The organism is Acidimicrobiales bacterium, assembly GCA_040219085.1.
Taxonomy (GTDB): Bacteria; Actinomycetota; Acidimicrobiia; order Acidimicrobiales; family JAVJTC01; genus JAVJTC01.
The window spans coordinates 148,687-163,610 of the sequence record JAVJTC010000009.1 but is presented as its reverse complement, the minus strand read 5'-3'; the positions used below and the strand labels follow the sequence as shown (position 1 = coordinate 163,610).

Below are 14,924 nucleotides of genomic sequence, written 5' to 3'. Positions count from 1 at the left end.
ACAGTCAGGGACATGTTGAGCGCAGGAGTCGCCCGAGTCGACATCACCCCGCCACTGCCGATCGACCTGGTCGGGTACTCACGCCGGGCGGCACCCGCGACCGGGGTCCGGCGCCCGCTTACCGCGACAGCGCTCGTGTTCGGGTCCGACGAGACGCGTGCGGCCATCGTGGCCATCGACGTGCCCTTCCTCGTGCCGGCCGACGCCGACCGGATCCGAGCCGACATCGGGCGCGAGATCGCTGCTCCGGCCGAGAACGTGATGCTGAGCGTCTCGCACACCCACGCCGGGCCGACGACCCACGCCACGGGGGTCAAGATCGGTGGTGATCAGCGCGGGCGCTCGGCCAACGAGATGGCGTTCATCGGGTATCTGCCTGCGCAACTCGTGAGCGTGGCCGGACGTGCCGCCCGCGAACTCGAGCCGGTCCGTGTCGCCGGGGGGTCCGGATCCCTCGACCTCGCGATCAACCGCCGTCAGAAGAATGCCGAGGGACGGATGATCCTCGGTTGGAACCCCGACAAGCCCGTCGACCGGGACGTCGGAGTCCTGCGGGTCGACCGCCTCGACGGCACGACGTTGGCCGTCGTGGCCAACTACGCGTGCCACCCGGTGGTGGTCGGACCGGAGGACCCCGCTGTCAACCCGGACTTTCCCGGCCGCATGCGGGAGGTCGTCGAGGAGGCCACCGGCGCCACCTGCCTGTTCATCATGGGTGCGTGTGGAAACCTCCTCCCGCTGGAGGGGTTCTTCGATCACCCGGGTCCGGAGGAGGCGTTCGGGCGCAAGCTGGGGATCGAAGTGCTCCACGTCCTCGAGTCCCTCGAGCCGGTCACCCGCGAGGTCCGTCAGATCTCGTATGGCTCGGTGACTCCCATCACCCTCCAGCGACGCGAGCCGGTCGATCCCCAGCCAGACCAGCCCCTGGTGGTCGCTTCCCGTTCCGTGGAGCTCCCGTTGAAGCGGGTGCCGGACCTCTCGGAGCTCGAGGAGGAGCGCGACGGCTACCAACGCCAGCTCGACGAGGCGAAGGCCGCCGGGGCCGACCAGGTGGCGTGGAACCCGATCGAGTACCACCTGAACTGGGCGAACGATGCCATCGACCAGGTGAAGAACGGCGTCGCCACGCCGGAGGTCCCGGCGTTCCTCCAGGCGATGAGGGTCGGCGAGACGGTCATCGCCACGATGCCGGGCGAGGCCTTCTCGGAGCTCGCGATCGAGGTGAAGGACCGCTCGCCGGCCACCACCACCCTCTTCGCCGCCTACACGAACGGCGTGCTGTCGTACCTGCCGACCGCCGAGGAGTACCCGCACGGCGGCTACGAGTGCGACTACGCCCACCACTCGTACGGACTCGTCGAACAGATCGCACCCGAGAGTGAGCGGATCCTCGTCGAGACGAGCGTCGACCTCGTGACCGACACGTTCTGACCGCGCGATTCCCATCGACTGAGACGAGCACAGGAGAGCAGATGTCCACCGAACCCGACTTCGATCCGCACCCGGACCCCGGCTCACAGGTTCATCGCCTCCACGCCGCCGCAACGACCCTCGATCTCGTCGGCCCCGACCTGTTCGACGTCACCTTCGGCCGGACCCAGGTGGCCCAGCGGATCTACGTGGCCGTGCGCGACGAGGTCTGGAACACGATCCCCGGGTCGATGTCGGACCTGCGGGTCGAACAGGGCCCCGACGATTTCACGGTGACCTTCACGATGCGTCACGTCCACGGCCCCTTCGACTTCTCCTGGCGGGGAACCGTCGAGGGGACGCCCGATTCGCGCGTCACCTTCACGATGGACGGCGAGGCTCATTCCCCGTTCCGCTACGCCAAGATCGGTTTCAACATCCACCACAGGCTCGAGGACCACCTCGGACGCCGCTTCCATGCGACGGGCGGCGCCGAGGAGACGGCTGGGGTCTTCCCCGCCGAAGTGGACCCGCAGTTGCTGCGAGATGGCGTGTTGACGGCGATGTTCCCCCCCTTCGACCGACTCCGCTGCGACCTGCCCGACGACGTGGCCGTGACGTTCGAGCTCGACGGTGACCTCTTCGAGACCCAGGACCACCGCAACTGGGCCGATGCCAACTTCAAGACCTACGGAACACCGCTGGCGGCGGGATTTCCGATGGATGCCGAACCCGGCCAGAAGTTCCATCAGGCGGTCACGCTGGTGCCTGAGGGCCGACCCATTGCTACCGAACCGTCCACAGGCGACGCCTCGTTCCCCGCGTCGATCATCGACGTCTCGCCGCGTCCCGCCACCGGGCGCCTACCCGACCTCGGACACAGCGTCTCGGGAAACGTCGACACGTCGGCCGGGAACGTCGCCCTCCTCCGTCGCCTTCAGCCTGCGCATCTCCGCGTCGATGTCGACGCCGACGACCGGTCCACCGACACGGCCGAACAGCTGACGCTGTGCGCTGAGGCGGGCGCGCCGGTGGAGCTCGCCGTGCGGCTCTCGTCGGAAACGTCGGACGATGCGCTCGACAGCCTGGCCGGTCTCGTGCAGGAGCACGGGGTCGACGTCGCAAGGCTCCTGGTGTTCGCTCGCGCTGAGGGCTTCCGCGACGCCGGGTGCACGCCGCCTGATCTGATTGCCCGGGTCCGAGATCGGATCGCCGCCCGCCTGGGAGGCGCCCCGGTGGTCGGGGGCACCGACCAGTTCTTCTCGGAGATCACCCGGACACCTCCGGTGACGGAGGGCCTCGACGGGATCGCGTACGCCCTGAACCCCCAGGTGCACGCCTGTGACGACCGCTCGCTCATCGACAACGCCCAGACGGTCCGCTACCTGGCGCAGAGTTCAGCCGTGCTCGGTGACGACCTCCCGGTCCACGTCTCGACGGTGAGCCTCCTCGGTCCCGACGGACCGTTCCCCGCCGGGCCACCCCCCGGGGATCACCCGGCACCCAATGTCGACCCCCGCCAGGGCACGGCGTTCTGCGCAGCGTGGGCGCTGGGCTTCGTCACCAGCGCCGCACACGGTGGGGTCACGAGCGCGACGTGTTTCGATCTCCGTGGCGGCCGCGGGCTCATCGCCGACGTGTCACCCGGGTCGACCATCGCGTCGCCGGCGGCACGTCCAGGCGACCTCTTTCCCGCCTTCCACCTCTTCGAAGAGCTGGCGACCTGGACCGACCGGGACGTGATCGACGCCTCGCCGGCTCAGGAGGAACGGATCTTCGCCCTCTTCGGGCCTTTGGGTGACGGGAGCCGCCGACTGCTGGTGGCGAACGGCAACGATCACAGCCGCTGGATCAGGCTCGCCGGGGTCGACGCCACATCGGTCACCCTGCGGATCCTCGACGACCGCACGGCGGGATCGATCGCCGGGGTCGACGCCCCGCAGGCTGCCTCACTCGACGAGACGCGGCCGGTGCTCGAAGGCGAGCTGACGGTCGCACTCGCGCCCTACGCGTCCATGCACGCCACCTGGGGGTGACGCGGTCCCGGGCCATCGGGCCAGGGGACGGGAAGGGATTCAGTCGAGGTGCCACACCTCGTCGGCCCACATCAGGTTCCCGTCATCGTCGGTGAGGCTGACGATGACCTCCTCGAACCATGTGGCCCAGCGCGTGTTGACCTCGGACGCACCCACCTTGGCGAAGGCCGTCTCGATGTCGGGGTGACACTCGACGTACGCGGTGATCTGCGTCCCACGTCGGAACAAGGTGTAGTTCTTCAGTCCCGACTCCTGGATGAGTTCGACGAGCTCGGGCCAGATCTCGTCATGACGCTTCTTGTACTCGTCGATCATGTGCGGATAGATCTCGAAGGTGAAACAGGCGCGCTCCATGGGCCGCACGTTAGTCAACGATAAGAAACGTTTCCAGCGCCGCTCGGCCGGCGGGGCGTCCCGGCCCTACGGTCGGGGTCAATCGATGAGGAATCCGCCGTTGACATCCATGACCTCGCCGGTGATGAACGACGCCTCCTCCGATGCGAGGAAGAGCACGGCGTTGGCCACGTCGTGCGGCTGACCCAGACGGCCCACCGGGATGCGATCGGCCAGATCGGCGATACCGGCGACCATGTCCGTTTCGATCAGCGCGGGAGCGAGCGCGTTGGAGGTGATGCCGTAAGGCGCGTACTCGGACGCGACGGCCTTCGCGAAGGCCATCACCGCCGCCTTGGAGGCCCCGTAGGCCGCCATGTTCTTCGACCCGCCGGTCTTGCCGGCACTCGAGCCGATCGAGACGACACGCCCCCAGCCGCCCTGCCGCATGCCGGAGACGGCGCGTCGCGTGCACAGGAACGTGCCGGTGAGATTGACGGCGAGCATCCGGTCCCATGCGGCGCGGCTGGTTTCCTCGAGCGGCTCGATCGTGAAGATCCCGGCGTTGTTCACGAGGATCTCGACGGATCGCCAGTGGGATTCGATCGCGTCGAAAGCGGTGGAGACCGATGCCTCGTCGGCGACATCGCACTCGACGAAGAGGGCGTCGTCGGCGGCGACGAGCTCCGCCTCGTCGTCCGGCGCGCGGATGTCGAGGTAGGCGACCTGCGCACCCGAAGCCCGCAGAAGGTCGCCGATGGCACGGCCGATTCCCCGCCCGGCACCGGTCACCGCCGCCACTCGTCCGTTCACGCCGACTCCCCCGGGTGTCTGCGTCGTCATCTTGCGCTCCGTTCGTTCGCTCCGTATTCTTGGAAACGTTACCGGCCCCAGGGGAGACGTGCTCGTGACCAATGACGGAAAGGTTCGCATCGGCGTTATCGGCGCCGGTTCGTGGGCTATCAGCAACCACATCCCGATACTCGCCGCCCGCGAGGACGTCGAGTTGGTCTCCGCGGTCCGCAAGGGACGCGAGGCGCTGGAGGCCATCCAGGAGACCTTCGGCTTCGATCACATCAGCGAGGACTACCGCGACGCGCTCGCGCAGGACCTCGACGCTGTCGTGGTCGCGAGCCCCTCCTCGATGCACCACGAGCACGCCAAGGCGGCGCTCGAAGCGGGCCTCAACGTCCTGTGCGAGAAGCCGTTCACCACTGATCCCGCCGACGCGTGGGACCTCCACCGCACCGCCGAGGCCACGGGTCGGCACCTGCTGATCTCGTTCGGCTGGAACTACGGTCACCTCGGCATGGAGGCCAAGCGGATCGTCGACGAACGCGGCGGCGTCGGGGAGGTCGAACACATGATGGTGTCGATGGCCTCGGGCACGCGGGAACTGCTGCGCTCGACAGACGGCGGTGGCTACGAGGGATCGGCGGAGGGCTTCGCCCCCGAGGCCGAGACCTGGACCGATCCCGCCATGTCAGGCGGGGGCTACGCGCCGGCCCAGTTGAGTCACGCGATGGGCCTCGCCATGTGGCTGACCGGCGACCGTGCGTCGGAGGTCTTCGCCTTCATGAACAACGTCGACGCGAAGGTCGACATGCACGACGCCATCAGCCTGCGCTTCTCGTCGGGCGCGACGGGTTCACTCAGCGGCGCGAGCTGCCCGGGCCCCGCCAACGCCATCGACGCCCCCGACGAGCCCTGGCCCCGGCACCAGTTGCTCATCAGGATCTACGGGTCCGAGGGTCAGCTGATCCTGGACCTCGAGCGGGACTTCCTGTGGCATTACCGCATGGACGGTGTCGACGAGAAGGTCGACCTGCCGCCGGGCGCGGGCCTGTACCTCTGCGACGGCCCGCCCAACACCCTCGTTGACCTGACTCTCGGCCGCGACGTACCCAACCTCTCCCCAGCTGACCTGGGTGCGCGCACCGTCGAGGTCGTCGCCGGTGCCGAGGAGAGCGCCCGCACCGGAGCGGTCGTCACCGTCGCATCCGGAGCCTGAGTGCGCGTCGGTATCGACACCTACACCTACCACCGCCGCTTCGGCGAGGTCCGCCCCTCGGAGTCACCGGTCGACACCCGCTGGACCACGGCGGATGCCGTCGCGCGGTGTGTGGAGTTGGGCGTAGACGGGATCAGCCTCGAGACCTGCTATCTGGAGGGAACCTCCGACCCGGAGATATCGGCGCTACGGCGCATGCTCGACGAAGCCGGCCTCGACCGGGTCCTGGCCTGGGGCCACCCCGGCGGGCTCGAGTTGGGCCGGTCGCCCGAGAGATTCGCCGACGCCCTCAGGGCGGTGGATCACGCCGTGGGTATCGGCGCCGAACTCCTACGCATCGTCGTGGGGACCACGGCGCACTTCGGTAGCGAGGACGAGGCCGTCGTCGTCGAGAGACTGAGCCCCCTCGTGGCCGAGCTCACCGAATATGCCGACGACCATGGCCTTCCGGTCGCGATCGAGACCCACTGCGACCTGACTGTCGACGGCCTCCTCCAACTCGTCGAGGACGTCGACCGACCCGGACTCGGGGTGGTCTTCGACACGGCCAACGTCATCCGCATCGGCGACGACCTGATCCGCGCCGCAGAGGTCCTCGCGCCGCACACCCGGATGCTGCACGTGAAGGACCTCGACCTCGCCGCGAGTGCCGAGCCCGGTGACCCCGCAGGATGGTGGCCGTGCCTGCCGTTGGGCACCGGTGACCTCGACCTGACGGATGCGCTGCGCCTGTTCGACTCGGCCGGCTTCGTCGGCCTGGCGTGCGTGGAGGTCGCGGACGTCCCCGCCGGGACCGACGAGGATGCGATCGCTGAAGAGTCCGTGAGGTGGCTGCGCGCCACCATGCCCCGTTCGAGAGTTCCAGGAGGATGACGTGCCGAAGTTGAGGATGAACCAGGCGATCTCGCTCGCGATCGCCGAGGAGATGAGAGCCGACCCCGACGTGGTGGTGTTCGGCGAGGACGTGGCCGTCGCAGAGGGGCCGTTCAAGACCTCCGACGGCCTGCTCGACGAGTTCGGGCCGCTGCGCGTCCGCGACACCCCGATCTCGGAGATGGGGTTTCTCGGTGCAGCCGTCGGCGCGGCGGCTACGGGACTGCGGCCCGTGGTCGAGATCATGTTCGTCGAGTTCCTGGGCGTGGCTCTCGATCAGGTGACCACCGAGGGAGCGAAGTTCCTCTACCTCTCCAAAGGCGAGGTCTCCGTGCCGTTGACGGTGCGGGCCTCGGTCGGCGCCGGGCTCGGATTCGGCACGCAGCATTCCCAGACACTCGAGGGATGGCTTCTCGGAAGCCCCGGCCTGAAGCTGGCGATGGCATCGGGACCGCAGAGCGCCTACGGGCTGATGCGGGCGGCGATCCGCGACGACAACCCGACGGTGATCCTCGAACCTCGGCGGCTCTACGCCCAACGGGGCGACGTCGAGACCGGCGAGGATGCGATTCCGGTGCTGGGAACCGCCCGCCAGGTGATGGACGGCGACGACGTGACGATCGTCGCGCTCGGCTCGATGGTCGATTTCGCCGTCGAAGCCGCCACCGCCGCGTCCTGGTCCGCCGAGGTCATCGACCTCCAGTGCCTCCAGCCGTGGGACAGCGCAGCCGTGCTCGAATCGGTCGCCCGCACGGGACGTCTGGTCACGGTCGAAGAGAACCCGCTGCTGGGAGGATGGGGCGCCGACGTCGTCTCCGCGGTCGTCGCCGAGTTGTTCGGCGAGATGAGCGCCCCGCCGCTTCGCATCACAGCTCCCGACGTACCCGTGCCCTACGGCAAGGAACTCGAGGAGCGCTACATGCCCATGCCCGGCTACATCGGAGCGCAGGTCGGCGAGTTTCTCGAGACAGGGCGCATTCCGGCGCCGTGGTGGAAGGCCGAAGGGATGGTCAAGTGAGCGAGTCGACGCAACGACGCGAAGCGGTCCGCACGGATCGGCGAACCCGCTACGAGCGGATGGTCGAGATCCGGACACTCGAGAACAGGGTCCAGGCACTCTTCGGAGAAGGTGTCGTTCACGGGACCACCCACCTGTGCCTCGGCCAGGAGGCTGTCGCGGTTGGAATCGCCGCTGCGGCCCGACCCACCGACCATGTCACGTGCACATACCGGGGTCACGGTGTGGCGCTTGCCCTGGGGCTCAGCCCCACCGACGTGATCGGCGAGATCATGGGACGCGAGATCGGCTCGGTGGGTGGAGTCGGCGGATCGATGCACCTGTGTGACATGGAGGTCGGCCTCCTGCCGACGTTCGCCATCGTCGGCGCCGGGATCCCGGTGGCCGCTGGTGCGGCGCTGACGGCACAGGTACGCGGCACCGACGATGCGGCGATCGCCGTGTTCGGCGACGGATCGACGAACATCGGCGCCTTCCACGAGGGTCTCAACCTCGCCGCCATCTGGAACCTCCCCGTGGTGTTCGTGTGCGAGAACAACCAGTACGGCGAGTACAGCCGCATCGACCTCACGACACCGGTCACCGACATCGCCGACCGTGCAGCGAGTTACGCCATTCCCGGCATCATCGTGGACGGTCAGGATGTCGACGCGGTCGCCGAGGCGACAGCGGGCGCCCTCGACAGAGCGCGGGCCGGCGAAGGGCCGACCCTGCTCGAGATGAAGACGTACCGCTACGCCGGTCACTCACGGTCCGACACCGCGCCGTACCGGCCCGAGGGCGAATTCGACGAGTGGTTCGAGAAGGACCCGATCGCCGGATTCCGGGCGCGACTCGTCACCGAGGGCCTCATGAGCGAAGCTGACGCCGAGGAGATCGACGCAGCGATCGCGGCGCAGATCGAGCAGGTCGTCGAGACAGTGAAGGCCGCGCCCTCCGCGGGTGTGGCAGCCATGTTCGCCAACATCGTCGCTGACTGAGTCGGAGGACCACCATGCGTCACACCATCAAGTTGCCCAAGCTCGGCGACACGACCGAAGAGGTCGTGGTCCTCGAGTGGCTCGTCGCCGAGGGCGACACGGTCGCCGCGGGCGACGTCCTGTTCCGGGCGGAGACCGACAAGGTGGAGGCCGACGTACCCGCCCCCGTCGCGGGAGTCCTGACGGAACGGCTCGTATCCGAACAGGACGAGGTCCCCAACGGGACGCCCATCGCCGTCATCACCAGCGACTGATCACGTCCGTCCGCAGCTGCACGAAGAGACATCCGGGGGACCGGAGACCTCAGGGGTCGGCGGGCTGACGCAACTGCACGAAGAGACCTCGGGCCGGCTCGTCGCCCACAACGCTGCTGCGATGACCCTCGCCGGTCACGTCCTCGAGTCGCATCAGCTCGCCCGGACTTATCAGCCGGGACTCGCCGGAACCGAACTCGACACGCAACGAGCCACGCAACTGCACGTAGTACTGCGCCCTCGGTGAGGGGTGCCAGTCGCCGGCCCACCCGACCGGGACCTCGAAGAAGAACATGCGGTCGACGTCGATGGGCTCCGACACCAGGAACGGTTCCGCCGGCGGCGCGAAGTCCGTGGACCGCATGAGCGGCTGTTGGACCCCTGCGATCACCGAGCGCCCGTCTTCGCTCGAGGTGACGAGCTCGTGGTCGGGCCACACCGCCGACGCATCGCTGTCCGATGTCGTCACTTCTTCGTTCCCCCCGGTCGCGACCGGGTCGTCGACTCCCGGATGATCAGTGTCGTCGGCGCCTCCGCCACGCCCGGGGTCCCGCCGTTCTCGAGTTGTTCCAGCAGCAACTCGGCGGCGAGCTCACCGATGCGGACAGCGTCACGGTCGATGACGGTGATCGGAGGCGAGTGGAGCTCGGTGAGCGGGACGTCGTCGCACGAGATCAGAGCCACGTCGTCGCCGACGGCGAGGTCGAGTTGGCGCAGTGCCCGTAGGACGCCCGTGAGCAGGAGGTTTCCGCCGGCGATGAGGGCGGTCGGAGGGTCGTCGATGCCGAAGAGCTCGAGGGTCGCCTTCTCTCCGTAATCCGCGCTGAAGCTACCGACCCGCAGCAGTTCCTCCGGTGGTTCCAGGTCATTGGCCCGGAAGGCCCGGCGGAATCCGCGGAGACGTTCACGTACCGGCCGCAGACTGCGTGAGCCAGAGATCAGAGCCACCCTCGAGTGACCGAGATCGATCAGGTGGTCGACCGCGGCCCGCATCCCCCGGGCGTGATCAGACGACACGGTCGAGGCGTTCTCCAGGTTGCGGATGTCGCGGTCCACGAGCACGACCGGTTCCTCCAGGCGCGCCAACTCCGCGAGGGTGCCCGGTCGCCGCTCGTCGGAGACCGAGAGGATCAGTCCGTCTGTGCGGCGCCACCGCAGCAGACGGATCATCCGCTCGTCACGCTCACCACTGCCCTCCGAGTTCGTGAGGACCATCGTGTATCCGGCCTCGTCGAGGCGGCGCTCAGCCCCGAGCGCGATCTCCGCGAACAGGGGGTTGGAGATGTCGCTCGCCAGAAAGCCGATGGTCTTGGTCGACCCTCTCCGCAGACTCGACGCGAGCAGATTCGGCTCGTAGCCCACCGATTCGATGGCGTCGAGGACCTGCTGGCGCATCTCCTCGCTCACGTCGGGATGGTCGTTGAGGACACGAGACACCGAAGAGAGGGCCACCCCGGCGTGTTCTGCGACGTCTTTCATCGTGGCTTCACGTCTCGCCACTGCGACCTCCTCGATCGGACCGGAGCAGTCTACGCGGGCTGGCGTATTGGAAACGATACCGGTAACCTGACGGGGCTGCCGATGAGAGGTGCTGCGAAGGTGAAGATCGAACGGATCGAGGTCATTCCACTGGTGGTCCCGCTGGCGGAGACCTTCCGGGGATCCAAGTACTCCATGTCGGAACGGGCGACGTTGATCACCCGCATCACCACCGACGACGGCGTGGTGGGTGAGTGCTTCAACGGCGACGAGGTCGACACCCAGCACGAGATCGCCAAGATCATGATCGAGGAACTGTTCCCGCTCATCGAAGGTCGCGACCCCCTGCTCGTCGAGCAGTGCTGGGACGCGATGCTTCCACCCACCTTCGACATCTTGAGGGACCGCAAGCTCGTCGTGATGGGAATGGGCGCCATCGATTCGGCGCTGTGGGACATCGTCGGCAAGGTGGCCGGACTCCCCATCAACCGCCTCTGGGGTGGCTTCCGCGACGAGATTCCCATCGTCGCCATCGGCGGCTACTACGGCAAGACCGATGCCCAACTCGCCGCTGAGATGGAGGAGTACCTCGGCTTCGGACTCGCCGGGTGCAAGCTCAAGATCGGCGGTCTGTCCCCGGCCGAGGACGCGAAGCGTTTCGAGGTGGCCCGCAAGGCCGGTGGAGACGATTTCGTCCTGACTGTCGACGCAAACCAGGGCTACACGGTGGACGAGGCGGTCGAGTTCGTCCGCCTCGTCGGTGCGGAGAACATCCGCTGGTTCGAAGAACCGGTCCGTTGGTACAACGACGTCCGGTGGATGCGCGACGTCCGCTACATGGCGGGCGTGCGGGTCGCCGCCGGACAGAGCGAGTTCACACGTCAGGGGATGGGTGAGCTCATCGAGTCCGGAGCGATCGACGTCTGCAACTTCGACGCGAGCTGGAGCGGAGGACCCACCGAGTGGCGTCGCATCGCGGGGATCGCGAAGGTCTTCGGCGTCGAGATGGGCCACCACGAAGAGGTCCAGATCGCCGCACACATGCTCGCCTCGGTGCCACACGGCACCTACACCGAGGTCTTCCACCCGACCCGCGACCCGCTCTTCTGGGACCTCATCGCCAACCGCTCGCCGATCCGTGACGGCATGTACTCACTGCCGACGGGTCCCGGTTGGGGACTCGAACTCGACACCGGCTACATCGACAAGTACCGCGTCGACCGCTAGCTGACCGCGGCGCGCGAGGCTGTCACGGGCGATCGGCCGGACCGCTACTGACGACCTCGGCGGTGTCCACCGCCGAGGTCGCGACCGCCGTCAGATCCGGTAGATCCGCTCCGCGTTGGCGGAGAACAGGGCGACCTTCTCGTCCTCGGAGAATCCGCTCGTGATCTCGACGTACGCGTCGAGCATCGTCTCGTAGGTCGAGTACATGCGATCCACCGGCCAGTTGCTCCCGAAGAAGGAGCGCTCCACGCCGAAGGCCTCGATGCAACCCAGCACGTAGGGGCGGATGCTCTCGACAGTCCAGCTTCCGCCGGCCATGTAGTCGCCCATCCCGAGCCCGGAGATCTTGACTACTGCGTTGTCGGCCTCGGCCAGGGCCGCCATGCCCTTTCGCCACTGTTGGAGATAGGCGTCTGTGCGGTCCTGGGGGAATCCGGCGTGGTCGAGGATCAGCGTGATGTTCGGGAACTTCCGAGCCAGATCCGCGGCCTTGGCCATGTTGTCGAACGTGCAGTCGAGGTCGTAGACGAGGTCGTACTTCTCGAGCAGCGCGTAGCCACGGTGGAAGTTCGGGTCCACGAGGTAGTCGCCCTCTGCGAAGTCCCTGAGACCCCGCATGTTCGCGTGTTCGCAGTGACGCTCGATGGTGGCCTCGACATCGGGGCTCTGCAGGCGGGCGTCGCCGGTGATCCCGTTGGGCCAACCCGTCCGATCGGCCATCTCCTGGAGCCAGGCTGTCTCGTCGACCGGGTCAGCCGAGCCGATCGCAGCCTGCACGTGGACGATCTTGGTGACGTTCAACCCCGCCGTGTCCTCGCGCAGCTGCGGCTCGGAGTAGCTGGTGTGTTCCTTCAACTTGGTGATCTTGCCGAGTTGGGGATGGATGGCGTCGTCGGCCAGCCACACCCATTCGAGCTTGTCGTGGGGGCGCTCCCAGAAGTGGACGTGGGTGTCGACGAAGTCGAGTCGGTCGGCCATCGGTGCTCGCTCTCCTCGGGTCGGGGCCTGTGTGCCTACAGTAGTCGAATCGTTTCCAGTCGTCCGGCCCGCCAGCTACCTTGGGGCTCGATGAACGGAAGCGCAGTCGAGAGCGTTCTGGCCTCAGGTGCCGTCAGGACGTGGGCCTCATGAACGGGACGACGCGAACGGCTCTCGTGACCGGATCGGCCCAGGGGATCGGGCTGGCCTGCGCAGTTGCCCTGGCCGCCACCGGACATCGGGTGATCGGCGTCGACGTCAGCGCACACGACGGTGAGGTCTTCGACCGGACTGTGAAGGTCGACCTGTCCGATCCCGCGGCGTGCAGGGGGCTCATAGATGAAATCGGCCGCGTCGACGTCCTGGTGATCAACGCCGCAATCCTCCACGAGGTCCCAATCGGGGAATTCACGGTGGATCAGTTCGACCAGACCCTCGCCGTCAACCTCCGGGCCCCGTTCCTGTTGTCCCAGGCCGCATCGGTCGGGATGGCCGAGCGGGGATGGGGTCGGATCGTCAATGTCGCGAGCGTCGCGGCCCGGACCGGGGGGCTGTCCGACTCGGCCGTCTACGCGGCCTCCAAGGCCGGTCTCGTGTCGCTCACCCGTAGCTTCGCCCGCCACCTCGGCGGCAGCGGGCTGACCGCCAACGCCATCAACCCGGGTGGCATCGCCACGCCGATGGCCAACGCGCAGTTCGAGAGGTCCTCCGAGCTGCTCGACCGCGTGCTGGCCCAGATACCGGCGGGGCGTCTGGGGGAGGGTCGGGAGGTGGCGGCAGTGGTGTCGTTCCTCGCATCCGAGGAGGCGGCGTTCGTCAACGGTGTGACCGTTGACGTCAACGGCGGATGGGTGATGGGTTGACGTCGTCCTCGAAGGGAAAGAGCGGCGACGGGCGGCGGCGGTATGGCAGCAGTCGCAGGTCGGCTGCGGTCGGACCCGGCGTATTCGCCACGACGCTGCGGTCGGTGATCCGGGCGAAACCCTCCCGGTAGCTGACGTGTGACTTGGCCTGGATCACCATTGCCGAGGAGGGATCGAGTCCTGCTGCCTCGTAGGGGACCGGATCGATCAACATCACGGTCTCGGAGTGGACGACGATGCGGATTTCGCCGATGGCGAGCACGGCTGCGTCGCCGAGGGTGCCACGCCTACCGGCGGCGAGAGATCCCGTGTAGGCGAAGTCCCCGGCCGGGAGTGATTCAACTGCCGCAACGACCGGTGTGGCCGCGTTGTACGTGCCGATGGCTCCGTTTCCGAGTGTGACGCGAAGCATCGCTCCGGCCCCGGCCGCCAGGCACGAACGTGCTGCTCGAGGATCGCGGATCGTCAGATGGATCGGGTGGTCACGGTGGGGCGCCGCTGCCCTCAGCAGTTCGGTGGAATCACCGGGTGAACCACCGGTCGGACTGTCGCCCGCGTCTGCGAGCACGAACGGGGCGGGCCCGGCAAGGGCCGTCCTGAGCGCGGTGGCAATGTCGGGCCGCTCCGACCCGGTGAGTTCGTGGCGGGCTCGCCAGACTTCCTCGGCGATCGCAGTGGCGACGTCGTCGGCGAGATCCGCATCGCCGTCGGTCGTACACGTCACGCTCCAGGACAACGATTCGACGTCCCGCCACGGATGCGACGGGAAGAAGGCCGCGGCGAGGACCCCTGGTTGCTTCTCTGCTTCTGCGCAGGCGTCCATGAGCGACCCGAACGGTTCGAGGTCGTTGCTCTGTCGGTCGGCCGGGGCGACCATCGGGATGGTGACGCAGCCCGTGACGGGACGGGTCCCACCGTTCATCGCCGCGACCAACAGCTCTCCAGCCTGTCGTCCGGTCCGGTACAGGTCCATGTGGGGGACCGTCCGGTAGGCGGTGATGACATCGGCGTTGTCGACCATCCGGTCCGTGATGCCTGCGTGGCAGTCGAGGCTCACCGCGATGGGCACGTGCCGACCGACCCGCGTCCGGACACGCTCGAGGATCTCGCCCTCCGGATCGTCCACGTTCTCCGCGGCGGAGGCGCCGTGGAGGGAGAGGAAGACACCGGCAAGCTCGTCGGTCAGGGGTTCGACGATTCCGTGCAGTATCGCCTCGAACGCCCCGGCTGTCAGCTGCGGTCCCGCGCCCGCCCATGCCCGGACGGTCGGCACGGGTCGGAACCCGTTCGTGGCGAGCACGTCCCACGCTGCCGCGAGCTCGTCATCGGGCAGATCAGACCGTCCGAATCCACCGTCGAGGTGCAGGCCCGCGGGTTCGAACGCCGAGAGGTCGTGGCGCAGCGGAGAGAAGGTGTTGGCCTCGAGTAGGAACTGTCCGACCGCCACGGCCCGCCCGGTCAC

The 14,924-nt window shown here is 67.8% G+C and carries 15 protein-coding genes; 9 read left to right on the top strand and 6 right to left on the bottom strand.

The features are described from left to right. The first annotated feature begins 12 nt into the window (after window positions 1-12). Complete coding sequence (locus RIE08_04490) at window positions 13-1,431, top strand: neutral/alkaline non-lysosomal ceramidase N-terminal domain-containing protein (protein MEQ8716848.1); 1,419 nt, start codon at window positions 13-15, stop codon at window positions 1,429-1,431. Window positions 1,432-1,472: 41 nt separating this feature from the next. Then, the gene (locus RIE08_04485) at window positions 1,473-3,446 is read left to right on the top strand and encodes a hypothetical protein (GenBank protein MEQ8716847.1); all 1,974 of its coding nucleotides are present in this window, start codon (window positions 1,473-1,475) and stop codon (window positions 3,444-3,446) included. 39 nt (window positions 3,447-3,485) lie between these two features. On the opposite strand, the gene RIE08_04480 is transcribed toward RIE08_04485, so the two are convergent. Both RIE08_04480 and RIE08_04475 read right to left on the bottom strand, forming a co-directional pair. Then, a complete protein-coding gene (locus tag RIE08_04480) occupies window positions 3,486-3,800 on the bottom strand; it encodes an L-rhamnose mutarotase (protein MEQ8716846.1) in 315 nt (104 codons plus the stop codon). Between the two features lie 78 nt (window positions 3,801-3,878). Continuing rightward, window positions 3,879-4,622, bottom strand: coding sequence for an SDR family NAD(P)-dependent oxidoreductase (locus RIE08_04475; protein ID MEQ8716845.1), 744 nt, complete (start codon window positions 4,620-4,622; stop codon window positions 3,879-3,881). Window positions 4,623-4,686: 64 nt separating this feature from the next. Between RIE08_04475 and RIE08_04470 the strand changes: the two genes are divergently transcribed. From RIE08_04470 to RIE08_04450, 5 genes are read left to right on the top strand one after another with little or no spacing between them, the layout of a single operon-like run. Beyond that, window positions 4,687-5,790, top strand: coding sequence for a Gfo/Idh/MocA family oxidoreductase (locus RIE08_04470; GenBank protein MEQ8716844.1), 1,104 nt, complete (start codon window positions 4,687-4,689; stop codon window positions 5,788-5,790). Continuing rightward, on the top strand, window positions 5,791-6,663 hold the full coding sequence (locus tag RIE08_04465) for a sugar phosphate isomerase/epimerase family protein (GenBank protein ID MEQ8716843.1): 873 nt from the start codon (window positions 5,791-5,793) through the stop codon (window positions 6,661-6,663). It abuts the gene before it with no gap. A 1-nt stretch (window position 6,664) separates the two neighbouring features. Beyond that, the gene (locus tag RIE08_04460; GenBank protein ID MEQ8716842.1) at window positions 6,665-7,681 is read left to right on the top strand and encodes a transketolase C-terminal domain-containing protein; all 1,017 of its coding nucleotides are present in this window, start codon (window positions 6,665-6,667) and stop codon (window positions 7,679-7,681) included. Next, window positions 7,678-8,661: a thiamine pyrophosphate-dependent dehydrogenase E1 component subunit alpha gene (locus RIE08_04455; GenBank protein ID MEQ8716841.1), complete on the top strand. Its 984-nt coding sequence runs from the start codon at window positions 7,678-7,680 to the stop codon at window positions 8,659-8,661. Before RIE08_04460 ends, RIE08_04455 begins: the two co-directional genes overlap by 4 nt. 14 nt (window positions 8,662-8,675) lie before the next feature. Then, window positions 8,676-8,915 (top strand): biotin/lipoyl-containing protein, encoded by a 240-nt coding sequence (locus tag RIE08_04450; GenBank protein MEQ8716840.1) that lies wholly within the window; start codon window positions 8,676-8,678, stop codon window positions 8,913-8,915. Window positions 8,916-8,964: 49 nt separating this feature from the next. On the opposite strand, the gene RIE08_04445 is transcribed toward RIE08_04450, so the two are convergent. Together RIE08_04445 and RIE08_04440 are read right to left on the bottom strand one after the other, a co-directional pair. Continuing rightward, window positions 8,965-9,384, bottom strand: coding sequence for a hypothetical protein (locus RIE08_04445; GenBank protein MEQ8716839.1), 420 nt, complete (start codon window positions 9,382-9,384; stop codon window positions 8,965-8,967). Further along, entirely contained in the window at window positions 9,381-10,415 is a 1,035-nt protein-coding gene (locus tag RIE08_04440; protein ID MEQ8716838.1) for a LacI family DNA-binding transcriptional regulator, read from the bottom strand. Before RIE08_04440 ends, RIE08_04445 begins: the two co-directional genes overlap by 4 nt. 99 nt (window positions 10,416-10,514) lie before the next feature. Here RIE08_04440 and RIE08_04435 point away from each other — a divergent pair, with 99 nt between their 5' ends. Next, entirely contained in the window at window positions 10,515-11,621 is a 1,107-nt protein-coding gene (locus RIE08_04435; protein MEQ8716837.1) for a mandelate racemase/muconate lactonizing enzyme family protein, read from the top strand. Between the two features lie 90 nt (window positions 11,622-11,711). Here the strand turns inward: RIE08_04435 and RIE08_04430 are convergent, their stop codons facing one another. Further along, window positions 11,712-12,599: an amidohydrolase family protein gene (locus tag RIE08_04430; GenBank protein ID MEQ8716836.1), complete on the bottom strand. Its 888-nt coding sequence runs from the start codon at window positions 12,597-12,599 to the stop codon at window positions 11,712-11,714. A gap of 149 nt (window positions 12,600-12,748) precedes the next feature. Between RIE08_04430 and RIE08_04425 the strand changes: the two genes are divergently transcribed. Next, window positions 12,749-13,462 carry an SDR family NAD(P)-dependent oxidoreductase gene (locus RIE08_04425; protein MEQ8716835.1) on the top strand — a complete coding sequence of 238 codons (714 nt, stop codon included), beginning with the start codon at window positions 12,749-12,751 and terminating at the stop codon, window positions 13,460-13,462. Here the strand turns inward: RIE08_04425 and RIE08_04420 are convergent. Then, window positions 13,437-14,909: a M81 family metallopeptidase gene (locus RIE08_04420; GenBank protein MEQ8716834.1), complete on the bottom strand. Its 1,473-nt coding sequence runs from the start codon at window positions 14,907-14,909 to the stop codon at window positions 13,437-13,439. The genes RIE08_04425 and RIE08_04420 overlap by 26 nt on opposite strands. Window positions 14,910-14,924 lie beyond the last annotated feature (15 nt).

What these genes read in the sequence shown, in the direction of transcription:
- RIE08_04490 (MEQ8716848.1), top strand. Translation starts at nt 13, where the DNA reads ATGTTGAGCGCAGGAGTCGCCCGAGTCGACATCACCCCGCCACTGCCG.
- RIE08_04485 (MEQ8716847.1), top strand. Translation starts at nt 1,473, where the DNA reads ATGTCCACCGAACCCGACTTCGATCCGCACCCGGACCCCGGCTCACAG.
- RIE08_04480 (MEQ8716846.1), bottom strand. Translation starts at nt 3,800, where the DNA reads ATGGAGCGCGCCTGTTTCACCTTCGAGATCTATCCGCACATGATCGAC.
- RIE08_04475 (MEQ8716845.1), bottom strand. Translation starts at nt 4,622, where the DNA reads ATGACGACGCAGACACCCGGGGGAGTCGGCGTGAACGGACGAGTGGCG.
- RIE08_04450 (MEQ8716840.1), top strand. Translation starts at nt 8,676, where the DNA reads ATGCGTCACACCATCAAGTTGCCCAAGCTCGGCGACACGACCGAAGAG.
- RIE08_04430 (MEQ8716836.1), bottom strand. Translation starts at nt 12,599, where the DNA reads ATGGCCGACCGACTCGACTTCGTCGACACCCACGTCCACTTCTGGGAG.
- RIE08_04425 (MEQ8716835.1), top strand. Translation starts at nt 12,749, where the DNA reads ATGAACGGGACGACGCGAACGGCTCTCGTGACCGGATCGGCCCAGGGG.